The following is a 15,997-nucleotide window of genomic DNA, read 5'->3' as shown; positions in this document are numbered from 1 at the left end:
TTCTTAAGGTTGCGGTTACAAACTTCAAGCGGCAATGCCCAAGGCGCCTTCGAACAACGCCCTGCCGTCATTGCCGCCATGCGCCGCCTCGATCAGGTTCTCGGGATGCGGCATCAGGCCGAGCACATTGCCTTGTTCGTTGATGATGCCGGCGATGTCGTTGATCGAACCGTTGGGATTGGTGCCTTCCGCATAGCGGAACACCACCTGGCCTTCGCCTTCGACGCGGGCGAGCGTCTCGGTGTCGGCAAAATAGTTGCCGTCATGGTGCGCCACCGGCGAGCGGATGATCTGGCCGGGCTGATACCGGCGCGTGAACATGGTGTTGGCGTTGGTGATCTGCAGTTTTACCTGCCGGCAGACGAATTTCAGCGAACTGTTGCGCATCAAGGCGCCCGGCAGCAGGCCGGCCTCGACCAGGATCTGAAAACCGTTGCAGACACCGATGACCATCACGCCCTTCGCCGCCTTTTCAGCGACAGCCCGCATGACCGGCATGCGCGCGGCGATGGCGCCACAGCGCAGATAGTCGCCGAAGGAAAAGCCGCCGGGAATGGCGATCAGGTCGACATCGGGGATTTCGGTGTCGGTCTGCCAGACGGTTGCAGGCGCCTGTCCGGAAATCTTGGTCAACGCGGCAATCATGTCGCGGTCGCGATTGAGGCCAGGCAGGAGGACGACGGCTGTTTTCATTTTGGTTCGCAAGTCCTCTGGGCTTCGGCAAGTTTGCACAGGTCGATACGGCGTTCTATGCGTTCAAGTCGGTCATCATGGCGGTCGAGAATGCCATAGATGTTGTGGATGTCACTATGCGTTGCCACCATGTGACCCCGCATCACATTCAATTCCCGCCTCGGAAACATCCTGACGAAGCTCACCAACTTCGTGATGCACGCGCTTCAGCAACCCGAACATCAACTCATTCGTGTCTTCCGGCATAGTGTCGACACAACCTCAGGTAAGCGTCACGCTATAATTCTCGATCACCGTGTTCGCCAGCAGCTTGTCGCACATGGCCTTGAGGTCGGCTTCGGCCTTGGCTTTGTCGCTTTCCGCCAGTTCGACATCGAACACCTTGCCTTGCCGCACTGCGCCGACGCCATCGAAGCCCAGCCCCGACAGCGCGTGTTCGATTGCCTTGCCTTGCGGGTCGAGGACGCCGTTTTTGAGGGTGACGGTAATGCGGGCCTTGATCACGCTGGACATGCTCCTGTTCTGAATATCGGGTTGCAAGCCGCTATCAGTGCGGCTTGCCTTTGAGACCGTCGGTCGAGGCGACCAGCACCGGACCGGTGGGGCGCGGCGGCTCGTTCTCGTTCATGATGCCGAGGCGGCGAGCGACCTCCTGATAGGCCTCGACGAGGCCGCCCATGTCACGGCGGAAACGGTCCTTGTCGAGCTTGTCCTGCGTCGCCACATCCCACAGGCGGCAGGAGTCCGGCGAAATCTCGTCGGCGACGACGATGCGCATCATGTCGCCCTCGAACAGGCGGCCGCACTCGATCTTGAAGTCGACGAGCTGGATGCCGACGCCCATGAACAGGCCGGAGAGGAAATCGTTGACCCGGATGGCGAGCGCCATGACGTCGTCGATCTCCTGCGGGCTTGCCCAGCCGAACGCCGTGATGTGCTCTTCCGAAACCATCGGATCGTCGAGCGCGTCGGCCTTGTAGTAGAATTCGATGATCGAGCGCGGCAGGACGGTGCCTTCCTCGATGCCGAGGCGCTTGGACAGCGAACCGGCGGCGACATTGCGCACCACCACTTCGAGCGGGATGATCTCGACTTCCTTGATCAGCTGCTCGCGCATGTTGAGCCGGCGGATGAAATGGGTCGGAATGCCCATGCGGTTCAAATGATTGAATATGTATTCGGAAATGCGGTTGTTGAGCACGCCTTTGCCGTCGATGACCTCGTGCTTCTTCTTGTTGAACGCGGTTGCGTCGTCCTTGAAGAACTGGATCAGCGTGCCCGGTTCGGGGCCCTCATAGAGGATCTTGGCCTTGCCTTCATAAATGCGGCGGCGATTTTTCATTTGAATTTTTCTCTGGATTTGCGGGCAGGCGGTAAGCGACCACTTCCTGTCCGTCCGCCTGAATTAGTGCGGCGACGGTGACGTTCAATGCCGGGTCTATCCCAATCACATCGTTTGCTCAATCGGCAAATCCTTCGAATCAACCGCTTTCGGGACTGAAATGCCGCAGCGCAGCATACGATGAAGCATATTGACCGGCCCGCGACCTTTTGGTTTGTGCTTCGGCAACACACATATTCACCTGCCAACGAATCGGATTTGACCCGGAGGGACGCCATGAGCAGCATGAAAGACCGCGAAGAGGGCTTCGAGCGCAAATTTGCATTCGACGAGGAGCTTCGGTTCAAGGCTTCGGCGCGACGCAACAAGGCGCTTGGCCTGTGGGCCGCCGAAAAGCTCGGAAAATCCGGTGCCGACGCCGACGCCTACGCCAAGGAAGTCGTTGTTTCCGACATCGAGGAAGCCGGCGACCATGACGTGTTCCGCAAAATCCGCAAGGATTTCGATGCCGCCGGCGTCGAGCAGTCCGATCATCAGATCCGCCGCACCATGGACGAATTGATGGCGCAGGCGATCGAGCAGATCAGGAATACCTGATCCGGCCTCTTACTGGACCAATCGACCGCCCGGCCGATCCGGGCGGTTTTTCTTTGCCTTTGCGGCGGTTTCCGGCTGAAACTGCCGACGTTAACAAGGAAAGAGATTAGATGTCCCTGAAGTCCCGTCTTGCCGCAGATGAAACGCTGGTCACCGCCTGGTCGGGCGTCCCGGACGCCTTGACCGTGGAGATCCTCGCCAGGCAGGACTTCGATGCCGTGACACTCGACATGCAGCATGGCGGCCATCACGAGGACAGCGTCCTGCGCGGCCTGACACCGGTACTGGCCCTGGGGAAGCCGGCGCTGGTGCGCATTCCCGTTGGCCGTTTCGATATGGCCAGCCGTGCCCTCGATTTCGGCGCCGAAGCGGTCATTGCCCCGATGGTCAACTCGGTGGCCGATGCCAAGCTGTTCGCCGCCGCCATGAAATATCCGCCGCTCGGCGAGCGCTCGTGGGGCCCGACCTATGCCTTTCCCCGTCATGGCAAGGGCGACTATGCCGAATGGCTGCGCGACACCAATCAGCGCACCATGGCTTTTGCGATGGTCGAGACGCGCGCGGCGCTCGATGCGCTTGACGGCATCCTGGACACGCCCGGCATCGACGGCATCTTCCTCGGCCCATCGGATTTCTCGATCGCCTGGTCGAACGGCGCGACAGTCAATTCGACGCTCGAAAGTATGATGGAGACAGTGGCCTCGGTTGCCGAGCGCACCCGCAAGGCCGGCAAGCATGCGGCGATCTACGTCGTCGAACCTGCCATCGCCGGCCGCGTCGTGTCGATGGGATACCGCCTGCTCGCCACGGGCTCCGAGCATGCGGTGATTTCGCTGGGTGCAAAGACCCTGCTCAGGGGCATCAAGGATTCCATCGGCGCCTGATGCACCGCGACCACGGACGCTAAGCCTTCAGGTCCGTAAGGAACTTGGCGAAGGTCATCGATCCCTCGGGCCAGGGGCCAAAGCCTGAATCCTCGCTGAGATGACCGGTCTCGCCGGCGTCGATGAACAATGAGCCCCAGGCGCCGGCGATGTCCTCGGCGACATCGAAGGGGCAGAAGGGGTCGTTGCGGCTGGCGATCACGATGGAGGGAAACGGCAGCGGCTCGCGCGGATAGGGGCCGAAGGTCATCAGATGCCTCGGCTTGATCTTGGGATTGGCAACATCGGGCGGCGCCACGAAGAAGGCGCCGGCGACCGGCCTCTGAAATTTCGGAATGGCCTGTACGGCCGCGGCCACTCCCAGTGAGTGAGCGACGAGAACGACAGGTCTCTCGGCCTCGTTGACCGCCTTGGCGACGCTCGCCGTCCAGTCTTCGCGCACCGGCTTCGACCATTCGGCCTGCTCCACACGGCGCGCGGTCGACAGCTTCGATTGCCAGCGGGTCTGCCAATGCTCGGGCCCGGAATTGGTGTATCCGGGAATGATCAGGATATCTGCGTCTTTGACTTTCATGGCGCTGAGATAGCGAGCGCGCTTGTCTCATGCAACCGTTGATGGATGCGCTCTTGCTCGCAATGGTGAACACCATGTTCGCCTTTAGCTGTCTTGTGTGAACGATGGCGATCGACGATCTCTATGGGGAAGAAGCAGCCGTGGAAGGCCGGGGTTTTGGTGCTGACACGACGTACAATGATTGGCGGCGCCGGGCTCCTGACTTTGGGAGCTTCGCGAAACGTCGCCGCAACGGAGACAATGATGAGCGAACTGCCATTTGCCGCCACCACGCCGGTGAGCGTCGCCCGGGTCGGGCTGAAGGCGCGTGATGCCGAAAGCCTCGCGGCCTATTACCGCCGGGTTGTCGGCCTGCAGGAACTGAGCCGTGCCGATGGCGCGATCACGCTCGGCGCCGCCAACCGTCCGTTGCTGGTTGTTGAGCCTGACGCGTCCGCCAAGCCGGACGATCCGCGCAGCGCCGGCCTCTTCCACACGGCTTTCCTGCTGCCAAGCCGCGCCGATCTCGGCCGCTGGATCAACCACGCCATATCAGACAAGATCGCCATCGAGGGGGCTTCGGATCATCTGGTCAGCGAAGCGCTGTACCTGACCGATCCCGAGGGCAATGGCATCGAGATCTATGCCGATCGCCGCCCGCAGGACTGGAAATGGAACGGCGACAAGATCGCCATGGCGACCGAGCGGATGAACATTCCTTCTGTCGTTGCCGAAGTGCCGGCCGGCGATGCGGGCTGGCAGGGCGCGCCGGAAAACAGCATTGTCGGCCACGTCCACCTGCGCGTCGGCAGGCCGGAAGAGGCCGAAGCCTGGTGGAGCCATGAATTCGGCTTCGACACGGTCGCCAAATATGGCGGCCAGGCGGTGTTCCTGTCGTCAGGCCATTACCACCACCACATCGGCGCCAATGCCTGGCAGAGCGCCGGCGCCGGCCGCCGCGACCCGTCTCGTTCGGGCCTCGCCTGGGTCGAGATGCGCTCGGACAATGTGGCCAGTGAAACGACCCGCGAGGACCCCTGGGGCACGGTAGTCAGGACTGTGCCTGGAAAGGCGTGATTGAGCGTCAACACAGCTTCTTTTTCCCCGTTTACGGGGAGAAGGAAGGCTCACGCCTCCCCGAACACCCGCTTGAAAATCGTGTCGACGTGCTTGGTGTGATAACCCAGGTCGAATTTCTCGCGGATTTGGGCCTCTGGCAGGGCTGCGGTCACTTCCTTGTCGGCCAGAAGTTCCTCAAGAAAATCAGCGCCTTGTTCCCATACTTTCATGGCGTTGCGCTGCACCAGCCGGTAGGAGTCCTCGCGCGACAGGCCGGCCTGCGTCAACGCCAGCATCACGCGCTGGGAATGCACCAGGCCGCGGAACTTGTTCATGTTGTTCAGCATGTTTTCGGGATAGACGACCAGTTTGTCGACGACGCTGGTCAGACGTGACAGCGCGAAATCGAGCGTCACGGTGGCGTCCGGGCCGATCATGCGCTCAACCGAGGAATGCGAAATGTCTCGCTCGTGCCAAAGCGCCACGTTCTCCATCGCCGGCAACGCCATGGAGCGCACCATGCGGGCAAGACCGGTGAGGTTTTCGGTCAGCACCGGATTGCGCTTGTGCGGCATCGCCGACGAGCCCTTCTGGCCCGGCGAGAAAAACTCTTCCGCTTCCAGCACTTCGGTTCGCTGCAGATGCCGGACCTCGATCGCCAGCCGCTCGATCGAGGAGGCGATGACGCCGAGCGTGGCGAAGAACATGGCGTGGCGGTCGCGCGGGATCACTTGCGTCGATACCGGTTCCGGCTTCAGTCCCAGCTTTTGGGCTACATGTTCCTCGACATAGGGCTCGATGTTGGCAAAGGTGCCGACCGCCCCTGAAATCGCACAGGTGGCAATGTCTTCGCGCGCGTGCACCAGCCGCTCGCGGCAGCGCGAGAATTCGGCATAGGCCTGCGCCAGCTTGATGCCGAAGGTGGTCGGCTCGGCATGGATGCCGTGGCTGCGGCCGATGGTGACGGTGTCCTTGTGCTCTAAGGCGCGGCGCTTGAGCGCTGCAAGCAACGCATCGATGTCGGCGAGCAGAATGTCGCTGGCACGGGTGAGTTGCACCGCAAAGCAGGTGTCGAGCACATCAGATGACGTCATGCCCTGGTGGATGAAGCGCGCATCGGGGCCGACGAATTCGGCAAGATGGGTGAGGAAGGCGATGACGTCATGCTTGGTGACGCGCTCGATCGCGTCGATCTTCTCGACGTCGAATTCCGCAGCACTTCCCTTTTCCCAGATGGTTTTGGCCGCTTCCTTGGGGATGACGCCCAGCTCGGCCAGCGCGTCGCAGGCATGGGCCTCGATTTCGAACCAGATGCGAAACCGGGTTTCGGGCGACCAGATGGCGACCATTTCCGGCCGGGAGTAGCGAGGGATCATCGGTCAGTCCTGATGTGTCTAAAGCAATTCCAGGAAAAGTGCGCAGCGGTTTCCGTCCGGAATTGCGAAAAAGAAAAAGTTAGAGTGGATCGGCGATTCTATCAAACGCTGAACCGCTCCGGGTTGGCCCGCCTCCTACCAGAGGTGGACCGAATGCTCAACGCTGATGCCGCGCAAACCAGAGGCCGGCAGCGAACAAGGCGACAAAACCAAGCGGAAAATAGAGCCGGATGCCCAGCACCACGAACTGGTAGGACGCCACCGCCATCGTGAAAGCAAGCTGAAAGGCCCAGGTGAGGGTGAATGCAGGCGCATGCCATTCGGCATAATAGGACCGGTACTGCAGCGCATACAGCCCGGCGGTCAGGCCAATCGTCGCCGCGGCGAGGCACACCAATGCCGCGGCGAAGGCGACCTCGGAGCCTCTTCCGAGCGAGACCAGACGCGCCGCGAACAGGCCAACCGGAAACGCCAAGGCGCCGCCGGCAGCGAACAGCAGCGACACTGTGCGGATCTTGCCCGGCGTCACCCAATTGTCCAGCAGCAGGTTGACGAGTGCGCTGGCGCCCATCGCGGCGGCCCACAGCAGGGCGCCGAGAAGCGCTGCGCGCGGTCTCGGCATCGCGTCGCGAAGGCGGCGCAGGGCGCGATTGCGCCTGACGGGTCGGACAAGCCCTGTCACAGGCGGCCGGTCACGGCGATCCAGCGAAAGTCCGGCCCCTCGAAACCATATTGGCGCACCGCGATCAGAACCGCATAGGCGCTGAGGCTGTCCATCGAGAACGTCTGCACCGCACCGATGCGGTAGCCGTTCGGGCAGCCCCGGCTCTTGGGGATCGCTTTGTCCTCGTGCAGCAATTTGGTGGTGCCGCCATCCCGCGCCTCGATACGCAGCAGACGGAAGCCATTGATCTCTCCCTGGCTGTCGCAGTCTTCGGTATTGTTCATGCCAATCTCGTCCAGCCGGAACTCGAGCGGCTGGTCGACCGGGGAGAAGATCGGCCTCGGATTGACCGCCATGCGATGCGGATCGGCTGAAAGCTCGGTCACCGGGTTGAAACCGGCGGTGATGCCGCGGTTGGCACTCAGCTCGGCCTGGCCGACAATGGCTTCGCCCTTTTGCCGGGCCTGGAGGCGGGCAGCGTCGAGCGTTGCATTCTCGTCGTCGAGCCGGACCCTGATCGGCGTGCCCTTGAGAAAGCTGTCGCTGCTTGTGTCGATGTAATAGCGGTTGGCATAGGGAAAGCCAGACCCGTCCTGGATGCCGTATTCCTCGAAGGCGAACACGCTGCCATCTCTGGTGAAGCCGAGGATTTCAAGCTCCGCGACGTCGCCGGCCTGGGCGGCGATCGACGCAGCGAGCTGCGCTGCCAGGGATACGGCAAAGAGGAAAAGCATTCGCATCGTTTTCACCTCGGCAGCCGTGATCGTTTCAATCCCTAGCACGACGAAATCAAAACGTCGTGCGGACTAAAGCCGATGCATCCAATCCGCTCGTCATTTGTTATTGTCGGCAATCCCCAATGGAGAAGCTAACATGACCGACACCAGCAAAATCCGTGAGCACATGGAAGTCGTCGGCGCCGATGGTGTGCATATCGGCACGGTCGACGAGGTCGACGGCCAGCGCATCAAGCTGACCAAGGCCGATAGCGGCGAGGGCGCTCACAAGGGCCATCATCATTATATTTCCCTGGCCCTGGTTGCCGAGGTCGATGGCAAGAAGGTTTGGCTGTCGTCGAACTCCGATGTCGCGGTGACGTTCGAAGAAGAGAAATCCGATCCGGTTTGATCGAAGGCTTTAGCCCAGGCGCGACGACCAGACCGGGAACAAATCATTATCGGCTGGCGTCGCGGCAAACACGCCGCGACTGATGGCGCGCGCCATGCTAGCGCCGGCCGCGGCGTAGAGGTCGATCGCGGCGTCGGCGGTGAGTTCGATCCCGCTCTTGCCGGTCGCCAGCGCGAACACCAGATCGCCGTCGGCCGGCGTATGGGTCGGCCAGATGGCGCGTACGAAGCCGTCATGCGCCGCAATCGCCAGGCGTTTCGCGGCGGCCTTGGTGAGGACCGCGTCCGTAGCAATGACCGCGATGGTCGTATTGCCGCCGGTTTCGATCTGCTTGCCGTGTTCCTTGTCGCGGTATTTCAGCAAGATCCGCTTGGCGTCGTCGGGCATGGGCGAGGGATAGCCGAGCCCCCCGAATTCGTCGCCGATTTCGAAGGGCGCCGCCCAGAAATGGCGGGTGCGGCCAACGGTTACAGAGCCGGTCGGGTTGACGGCGGCCAGCGCGCCGATGGTAATGCCATTGTCCAGCAGCGTCGAGGCGGAGCCGAGGCCGCCCTTCAGGCCCGAAGTCAGTGCGCCGGTGCCGGCGCCGGACGTGCCAAGCTGGAAATCGACTGCGGCAGCCTGTACCGACTCGTAGCCGAGGTCGCGATAAGGCGGATAACGGCCCCAGTCCTTGTCCCCGCCATTGCGCAAGTCGAACAGGATTGCCGCCGGCACGATCGGCACCCGGAAGCCGCCCACCTCGAAGCCGATGCCGCGCTCGCGCAGCGCCGCCTGCACGCCGGACGCGGCATCGAGCCCGAAAGCCGAACCGCCCGACAGCACAACGGCATGGATTGTCTCGACGGAATTGTGCGGTTCCAGCAAATCCGTCTCGCGGGTGCCGGGCGCGCCGCCAAGAACCTGGACCCCCGCCACCGCCGGCTCGTCGCAAAGCACGGTCGTCACGCCGGACTTCAGTCTGGCATCGGAAGCGTTGCCGACGCGCAGGCCGGCAACGTCCGATATGAGATTGCGCGGGCCGGTGCGGAACATCAGTTGTTTTCCAAGGGCACGAAGCGGGTGCCGTCGAAGCGAAAGACACGGTAGGGGCTCTGGCTGAGGTCGCCCTTGGCGTCGAAGCGGACCGGCCCGATCGCCGTGGTGAAGTCATGCCCGGTGAGTGCGTCGGTCAGCGGCGTGCCGGTGCTTTCGGACAAGCCTGCCGCCGCTTTGGCGATCTCAACTGCGGCATAGCCTGGCAAGGTATAGCCGTCCGGCACGATCTTTCGCGCGGAGAAGCTCTCCAGCACTTTCGGGTCAGCGATATCCGCCCATTCCGGCGGGGCGATCATCAGCGTACCGGTTGCATAGGGCACGTCGCCGGGCGGCGTGCGCAGGTTTTCGCCGCCGGCAAGGATGATGCCAGCCTGGAGCTGGGCGGCATCGCGTCCCATGATGGCGATGTCGTCGCCGTCGCCGCCGGCAAAGACATGCGTGGCGCCAGCCTTCTTGAGTCGTCCGATCAGGCCGATCTGGTTGTCGAGCTGCGGCCGGAACGTGTCGACGAAGACCGGTTTCAACGCTGCCTGCTCTGCCGCGGCGCGAAATGTCTCGGCGATCTCGCGGCCATAGATGGTGCCATCATCGATGATGGCGAACAATTCGTCACGCCACAGGCGGGTGAGGTTAGAGGCGACAGCGTTGCGCTCGTCATCGCCACGCGGCCCGAGGCGATAGACCGGCCAGCCGGTCTTTGCGCGGCGGTCGGTCAGGCTTTCGGTTCGCACACCGACGGTGATGACCGGGATGTTGGCGTCCTTCAGGAAAGGCATCGCCGCTTCGATCGCCTCCGTGCAGAGAAAGCCGATCACGATATTGACCTTGGCTGCCGCGAACTCCCTGGCCGCCGCGGCGCCGCCGTCGCCGGTGCAGGCGTCATCCACGGTCTTGAGCTGGATGCCGTCCCCTCCGCGGCGAGTTCGGCGCCAGCCTCGATCTGCTTGCCGAGGATGGCCGATGGCCCCGACAGGGGCGCGGCGACCCCGATCGTGAGCGTCTGTGCGCCGGCGGCACCGGTCAGCAACAGCCAGGCCAGTGCGATGGATATCGTTGCCCGGGATCCCATCCTGCCGAACCGTCCCTCCAAGCCCCGACGTCTCGTGGGCACCAATTCCCGCCAAGACCTAAAGGCTGTCCGGCCTTGGTGCAACACGCGAATTCGGGATATGGGCCAAGCACTTCGCTTGTGGCATGTCATGTCTGGCCATATATGTCAGGCGAACAATGGCCACGGAAACTTCCAGTGCTGAAGAAGAACGATATTGGACCGCAAGCCTATCGCGACGCGATGAGCCATTTTGCCGGTCACGTCCATGTGGTGACCACCGACGGACCCGCCGGCAAGCGCGGGGCGACGGTGATCGCGGCCTGTTCGGTGTCGGACACGCCGCCGACCATATTGGTCTGCCTCAATCGTGAAAATGCCAAGAATGAGCTGTTCGTGAAGAACGGCAGATTTGCCCTGAACACGCTGGCTTCGCACCAAGAGCCGCTGTCGATCGGATTCTCCGGCATGACTGGATTGCCGGTCGAAGAGCGCTTCGCGCTCGGCGAATGGGATGTGATTTCCACCGGTGCGCCGACGTTGAAGGGCGCGCTCGCCGTGTTTGACTGCGAGTTGATCGATACCAAGGACCTGGCCACCCATCGTGTGCTTTTTGGCAAGGTGACAGGCCTGCGAATGGGCGATAATTTGCGGCCGCTGATTTACCACGCGCGCGGTTACCACGTCCTGGAAAGTGGGGCGGCCGCACCCACGGAGAAGGAATGAGCGACTTGAAACCGCGCCCCGTGCCGGGGACGATCGACGAGACGCTCGATCTCCTGACCGGCGCGGACTATGTCGCGGACCGTTCGCTGGCAACGGTGCTTTTCCTGTCGCTGCGCATGAAACGGCCGCTTTTCCTCGAGGGCGAGGCCGGCGTCGGCAAGACCGAGATCGCCAAGGTGTTGGCCGAGGCGCTCGGCCGCCGGCTGATCCGCCTGCAGTGCTATGAGGGGCTCGATGTCTCCTCGGCCGTATATGAATGGAATTACGCCGCGCAGATGATCGAGATTCGCATGGAGGAGGCGGCCGGCAAGGTCGAGCGCTCCGCCATGGAGCGTAACGTTTTCTCCGAGAAATACCTGATCCGCCGGCCGGTGCTCGATGCGCTGACCGGCAAGACGGGTGCGGCCCCGGTCTTCCTGATCGACGAGCTCGACCGCACCGACGAAGCTTTCGAAGCCTTCCTGCTCGAAATCCTCTCCGACTTCCAGGTGACGGTGCCTGAACTCGGCACGATCAAGGCGGAAGAGCCGCCTATCGTCATCATCACCACAAACCGCACGCGCGAGATCCACGACGCGCTGAAGCGGCGCTGCCTCTACCACTGGGTCGACTATCCCAATGCGGAACGAGAGCTGGAGATCGTGCGCCGCAAGGTGCCGCGGGCCAACCAGCGGCTTTCCGCTGAAGTGGTCTCCTTCATCCAGAAACTGCGCCAGATCGAACTGTTCAAGGTACCGGGCGTCGCCGAGACCATCGACTGGGCCGGCGCGCTGACCGAACTCGACAAGGTGGCGCTCGATCCGGAGACCGTGTCCGACACGATCGGCGTGTTGCTGAAATACCAGGACGACATTGCCCGCATCGGCTCGGGCGAGGGCCGGCGCATCCTCGACGAGGTCAAGGCCGAGCTCGCGGCGGCGGAGTAGCAAGAGTGAACGCGCCGCGTCCCGACCCCAGAGAGGCGACGGCCGACGGCCGGATCGCCGACAACATCGTCTATTTCGCCCGCACCTTGCGCAAGGCCGGCATGCGGGTCGGGCCAGCCTCGGTCAAGGACGCCATCGAGGCGGTACTCGTCTCCGGCATCGGCTCGCGCGATGATTTCTACTGGACGCTGCACGCCGTGTTGGTGTCCCGGCACGAGGATCATGCCATCTTCGACGAAGCCTTCAGGCTGTTCTGGAAATCGCGTGAACTGATCGAGAAGCTGCTGGCGATGTTTTCGCCCGTGGCGCCTGACGTCAGGGAGAAGCAGAAGCCGCGCGCGGCTGAAAGCCGTGTCAGCCAGGCGATGTTCGAGGGTCACCAGAAGAACCAGCCGCCTCGGGAAATCCCGGAGATCGAGGTCGACGCCCGCTTCACTTTCTCCGGCAACGAGCTGTTGCGGGGCAAGGATTTCGCGCAGATGAACGCAGCCGAGTTGGCCGATGCTAGGAAGGCGATCGCGGCGTTGCGGCTGCCCGTGGACATGGTGCGGACCAGGCGCTTCAAGGCCGATGCGCACGGCCGTCGCATTGACCCGCGCGCCATGATGCGCGCGGCGGCACGCACCGGCGGTGAGTTGATCCTGCCGAAATTCCGCTCGGTCCGCGAAGTTCACCCGCCTCTGGTGGTGCTGGCCGACATTTCCGGTTCGATGAGCCAGTACACGCGCATCTTCCTGCATTTCCTCCATGCGCTGACGGAAAAGCGCCGGCGCGTGCATACCTTTGTCTTCGGCACGCGGCTGACCAATCTCACCCGGCAGATGCGCCACCGCGATCCCGATGCCGCCCTTGCCGACTGTTCGGCGGCGGTCAAGGACTGGTCCGGCGGCACGCGCATCGGCGATACGCTGGCCGAGTTCAACCTTGTATGGTCGCGGCGCGTGCTGGGGCAGGGCGCCGTGGTGCTTCTGATCACCGACGGGCTAGAGCGTGACGATGTCGTGGGCTTGTCGGAAGAGATGGAGCGGCTGCACAAATCCTGCCGGCGGCTGATCTGGCTGAACCCGTTGCTGCGCTTCGACGGTTTTCAGGCGCGCCCCCGCGGAGTGAAGGCGATGCTGCCGCATGTCGACGAATTCCGCTCGGTGCACAATCTCGACGCGCTCGCCGATCTCTGCGCCTCGCTGGACAAGAAATCGGCGCTTTCGGTCGATCCGCGGCGGTGGATGGATGCTGGCGCGAGGCACGCCGCATAGCCATATGTTTTCCCGGCTCCTTGGAAAAACAGACCCTGAGAGAAGCAACGATGAGCGACAGCATTTACCTCGATGAAGCCCGCGACCCGCTGATCATCGCGGAAGCCTGGATGAAGGACGGCAAGGATGTCGCCATCGCGACCGTGGTCGAGACCTGGGGTTCGGCGCCGCGTCCGGTCGGCAGCCACCTTGTCATCGATGCCGATGGCAATTTCCACGGTTCCGTTTCGGGCGGCTGCGTCGAGGGCGCCGTCGTGACCGAGGCGGTCGACGTCATCGGCTCCGGCAAGGCCAGGATGCTTGAGTTCGGTGTCGCCGATGAGACGGCCTGGCAGGTGGGCCTGTCCTGTGGCGGCCGTATCAAGGTTTATGTTGAGCGATTGGGCTGACGTCGGATGGATCCCTATGCGCTGAAAATGCTCAATGCCGAGCGGCGCGCCCGCCGCGCGGCGATCCTCGTCACCGATCTCGGTGATGGTCGCGATCGTATCGTGCGCGAGGGGGACAACGTGGCCGGCGATCTCGGAGTGGCGATCGCCAAGGCGTTTCGATCCGGCAATTCCGGCTCCGTCGAGGCGGAAGGACGGACCTTCTTTCTCAATGCGCATCTGCCGCGGCCGCGCCTTGTGGTGATCGGCGCTGTCCACATCAGCCAAGCACTCGCGCCGATGGCCCGGATCGCCGGCTATCCGCTGGAGATCATCGATCCGCGCACCGCCTTTGCCACATCAGACCGTTTTCCCGATGTCGCCTTGCATGCGGACTGGGCGCAGGATGTGCTGGAGCGCCAGCCGCTCGACGCTTACACCGCGCTCGCCGCCGTCACCCATGACCCGAAGATCGATGATTTCGCGCTGAAGGCGGCACTCGACGCCAACTGTTTCTATGTCGGGGCGCTCGGCAGTCGCAAGACGCACGCCAAGCGCGTCGAGCGCCTGCTGGCGCTGGGCGCGAGTGCCGACCAGATAGCACGTATCCACGCGCCGATCGGGCTGGACATTGGGGCGGCAAGCCCCGCCGAGATCGCCGTCGCCATTCTCGCGCAGACCATCCATGCCTTCCGCTCGCGCGGCCTCGAAGCGAAGGGCGCGGTGGCGTGAAATTCGGTCCGATCCCGATCGATCAGGCCGAGGGCGCGGTGCTGGCGCATGCGACGGCCGCCGGCGAGCGGCGTTTGCGCAAGGCGCATCGGCTGGGCCGGGACGACATCGCGGCGCTGAAGGCGGCCGGCGTCGCCGAAGTGGTGGCGGCGGTGCTTGCTCCCGATGATCTCGGCGAGGACACCGCCGCCGCGACAATCGCCGCCGCGATGAGCCATCGCCACATCGAAGCCAAGCCCGCCGCGACCGGCCGCGTCAATCTCCACGCTGAAACCGCCGGCATCTTTACGGTCGATGCGGGCATGATCGACGCCATCAACGCCGTCGATCCGGCCATCACCATCGCCACGCTGGCGCAACATGCGCCGGTCGAGCAGGGGCAGATGGTCGCGACGGTGAAGATCATTCCCTTCGCCGTCGGCTCGGCGCTGGTCGACCAGGTAGCGAAAATCTGCGCCGGTGGCGAGATATTCGCCGTCAATGCCTACCGGCCGGTGACGGTCGGCGTCATCCAGACGGTTCTGCCCGGCACAAAACCGAGTGTGCTCGACAAGACCTTGCGCGTCACCGAAGCCCGGCTGGCGCGCTCGGGCGGCAGGCTGACGGCGGAGCACCGCACGCCGCATGAGATCGGCCCTGTCGCCGAGGCCGCCATCGCGCTCGCGCGCGACAACGACATGGTGGTCATCTTCGGCGCTTCCGCCATGAGCGATTTCGCCGATGTCGTTCCGGCGGCGATCGAGAGGGCCGGGGGGCTGTTGTCCGTGCCGGCATGCCGGTCGATCCCGGCAATCTGTTGGTGCTCGGCACACTCGGCGGCAAGCGCGTCATCGGCGCGCCCGGCTGCGCCCGCAGCCCCAAGGAGAACGGCTTCGACTGGGTGCTGGACCGGTTGATTGCCGGCCTCGATGTCACGGCGGGCGACATCGCCGGGATGGGCGTCGGCGGCCTGCTGATGGAGATACCGACGCGGCCGCAGCCGCGCGAGCCGCTGCCGGCCAAGAACCGCCTCAAGGTCGGAATCGTGCTTCTGGCGGCGGGCCGGTCGAGCCGCATGGGCGGACCGAACAAGCTGATGGCGCTGTTCGACGGCCAGCCGCTGGTGCGCCGCACCACCGAACGCGCGCTCGCCTCGAAGGCTTCGGGCACGATCGTCGTCACCGGCCATCAGCGCGAGCGGGTGCGCGCGGCATTGTCAGGCCTCGACGTCACCTTCGCCGACAATCCCGACTTTGCCGATGGCCTGTCGACCTCCCTGAAGGCCGGAATCGCGTATCTGCCTCAAGACGTCGCGGGTGCATTGATCGTTCTTGGAGACATGCCGGGCGTGGCATCCGGCGACCTCGACCGGCTGATCGACGCGTTCCGCAAGGCCGGCGGCAACTCAGTGGTCCGCGCCTCGCATGAAGGCAAACGCGGCAATCCGGTGCTTCTGCCGCGTTCGCTGTTCGCGGCCGTCGCCCATCTCGAAGGCGATACCGGCGCACGCCATCTGGTCGAGGCCGAGGGGCTCGATGTCATCGATGTCGAGATCGGCGAGGGCGCATCCGTCGACGTCGACACCCGAGACGCTCTCGAAGACGCTGGCGGAGTGCTGCAGGATTGAC

General features: G+C 63.6%; 17 protein-coding genes and 2 pseudogenes. 10 read left to right on the top strand and 9 right to left on the bottom strand.

Annotated features, from left to right (window positions below; translation table 11 throughout):
* Positions 1–24: 24 nt before the first annotated feature.
* The 3 genes from purQ to purC all read right to left on the bottom strand — a co-directional run bounded on the left by purQ (position 25) and on the right by purC (position 2,035).
* Complete coding sequence (purQ, locus tag EJ077_RS17960) at positions 25–693, bottom strand: phosphoribosylformylglycinamidine synthase subunit PurQ (protein WP_208695472.1); 669 nt, start codon at positions 691–693, stop codon at positions 25–27.
* A 261-nt stretch (positions 694–954) separates the two neighbouring features.
* Positions 955–1,197, bottom strand: coding sequence for a phosphoribosylformylglycinamidine synthase subunit PurS (gene purS / locus EJ077_RS17955; protein WP_013895864.1), 243 nt, complete (start codon positions 1,195–1,197; stop codon positions 955–957).
* Positions 1,198–1,240: 43 nt separating this feature from the next.
* Complete coding sequence (gene purC, locus EJ077_RS17950; RefSeq protein ID WP_013532127.1) at positions 1,241–2,035, bottom strand: phosphoribosylaminoimidazolesuccinocarboxamide synthase; 795 nt, start codon at positions 2,033–2,035, stop codon at positions 1,241–1,243.
* A gap of 276 nt (positions 2,036–2,311) precedes the next feature.
* Between purC and EJ077_RS17945 the strand changes: the two genes are divergently transcribed.
* On the top strand, positions 2,312–2,632 hold the full coding sequence (locus EJ077_RS17945) for a DUF1476 domain-containing protein (protein WP_140506359.1): 321 nt from the start codon (positions 2,312–2,314) through the stop codon (positions 2,630–2,632).
* A 110-nt stretch (positions 2,633–2,742) separates the two neighbouring features.
* Positions 2,743–3,516, top strand: a complete 774-nt coding sequence (locus tag EJ077_RS17940) for an HpcH/HpaI aldolase family protein (RefSeq protein WP_208695471.1) — start codon at positions 2,743–2,745, stop codon at positions 3,514–3,516.
* A gap of 19 nt (positions 3,517–3,535) precedes the next feature.
* Here EJ077_RS17940 and EJ077_RS17935 read toward each other — a convergent pair whose 3' ends face one another.
* Complete coding sequence (locus tag EJ077_RS17935; protein WP_208695470.1) at positions 3,536–4,090, bottom strand: RBBP9/YdeN family alpha/beta hydrolase; 555 nt, start codon at positions 4,088–4,090, stop codon at positions 3,536–3,538.
* Positions 4,091–4,333: 243 nt separating this feature from the next.
* Between EJ077_RS17935 and EJ077_RS17930 the strand changes: the two genes are divergently transcribed.
* On the top strand, positions 4,334–5,146 hold the full coding sequence (locus EJ077_RS17930; RefSeq protein ID WP_208695469.1) for a VOC family protein: 813 nt from the start codon (positions 4,334–4,336) through the stop codon (positions 5,144–5,146).
* A 50-nt stretch (positions 5,147–5,196) separates the two neighbouring features.
* Here the strand turns inward: EJ077_RS17930 and purB are convergent, their stop codons facing one another.
* The 3 genes from purB to EJ077_RS17915 all read right to left on the bottom strand — a co-directional run bounded on the left by purB (position 5,197) and on the right by EJ077_RS17915 (position 7,908).
* A complete protein-coding gene (gene purB, locus EJ077_RS17925) occupies positions 5,197–6,504 on the bottom strand; it encodes an adenylosuccinate lyase (RefSeq protein WP_208695468.1) in 1,308 nt (435 codons plus the stop codon).
* A 157-nt stretch (positions 6,505–6,661) separates the two neighbouring features.
* Positions 6,662–7,126 carry a hypothetical protein gene (locus EJ077_RS17920; RefSeq protein WP_208695467.1) on the bottom strand — a complete coding sequence of 155 codons (465 nt, stop codon included), beginning with the start codon at positions 7,124–7,126 and terminating at the stop codon, positions 6,662–6,664.
* Positions 7,127–7,182: 56 nt separating this feature from the next.
* Positions 7,183–7,908 (bottom strand): DUF2259 domain-containing protein, encoded by a 726-nt coding sequence (locus tag EJ077_RS17915; RefSeq protein WP_208695466.1) that lies wholly within the window; start codon positions 7,906–7,908, stop codon positions 7,183–7,185.
* Between the two features lie 133 nt (positions 7,909–8,041).
* Between EJ077_RS17915 and EJ077_RS17910 the strand changes: the two genes are divergently transcribed.
* Entirely contained in the window at positions 8,042–8,296 is a 255-nt protein-coding gene (locus EJ077_RS17910) for a DUF2171 domain-containing protein (RefSeq protein ID WP_208695465.1), read from the top strand.
* 9 nt (positions 8,297–8,305) lie between these two features.
* Here EJ077_RS17910 and EJ077_RS17905 read toward each other — a convergent pair whose 3' ends face one another.
* Positions 8,306–9,331, bottom strand: a complete 1,026-nt coding sequence (locus tag EJ077_RS17905) for a P1 family peptidase (protein ID WP_208695464.1) — start codon at positions 9,329–9,331, stop codon at positions 8,306–8,308.
* A pseudogene (locus EJ077_RS17900) lies at positions 9,331–10,403 on the bottom strand (branched-chain amino acid ABC transporter substrate-binding protein). Before EJ077_RS17900 ends, EJ077_RS17905 begins: the two are co-directional and overlap by 1 nt.
* 177 nt (positions 10,404–10,580) lie before the next feature.
* On the opposite strand from EJ077_RS17900, the gene EJ077_RS17895 reads away from it, so the two are divergent.
* From EJ077_RS17895 to EJ077_RS17870, 6 genes and pseudogenes are all read left to right on the top strand, one after another.
* On the top strand, positions 10,581–11,108 hold the full coding sequence (locus tag EJ077_RS17895; protein WP_127279373.1) for a flavin reductase: 528 nt from the start codon (positions 10,581–10,583) through the stop codon (positions 11,106–11,108).
* Entirely contained in the window at positions 11,105–12,034 is a 930-nt protein-coding gene (locus EJ077_RS17890) for an AAA family ATPase (RefSeq protein WP_208695463.1), read from the top strand. The genes EJ077_RS17895 and EJ077_RS17890 overlap by 4 nt, the downstream gene beginning before the upstream one ends.
* Before the next feature lie 5 nt (positions 12,035–12,039).
* Positions 12,040–13,290 (top strand): vWA domain-containing protein, encoded by a 1,251-nt coding sequence (locus EJ077_RS17885; protein WP_208695462.1) that lies wholly within the window; start codon positions 12,040–12,042, stop codon positions 13,288–13,290.
* A 50-nt stretch (positions 13,291–13,340) separates the two neighbouring features.
* Entirely contained in the window at positions 13,341–13,679 is a 339-nt protein-coding gene (locus EJ077_RS17880; protein ID WP_127280086.1) for an XdhC family protein, read from the top strand.
* A 6-nt stretch (positions 13,680–13,685) separates the two neighbouring features.
* Positions 13,686–14,390 (top strand): XdhC family protein, encoded by a 705-nt coding sequence (locus EJ077_RS17875; protein ID WP_208695461.1) that lies wholly within the window; start codon positions 13,686–13,688, stop codon positions 14,388–14,390.
* Positions 14,387–15,996 (top strand): annotated as a pseudogene (locus EJ077_RS17870) (NTP transferase domain-containing protein). Before EJ077_RS17875 ends, EJ077_RS17870 begins: the two are co-directional and overlap by 4 nt.
* Position 15,997 lies beyond the last annotated feature (1 nt).

Origin of the sequence: Mesorhizobium sp. M8A.F.Ca.ET.057.01.1.1, assembly GCF_003952565.1 — a bacterium.
GTDB lineage: Bacteria > Pseudomonadota > Alphaproteobacteria > Rhizobiales > Rhizobiaceae > Mesorhizobium.
Note: the sequence above shows the minus strand (reverse complement) of the source record. Positions and strands in the feature narration are given on the sequence as shown.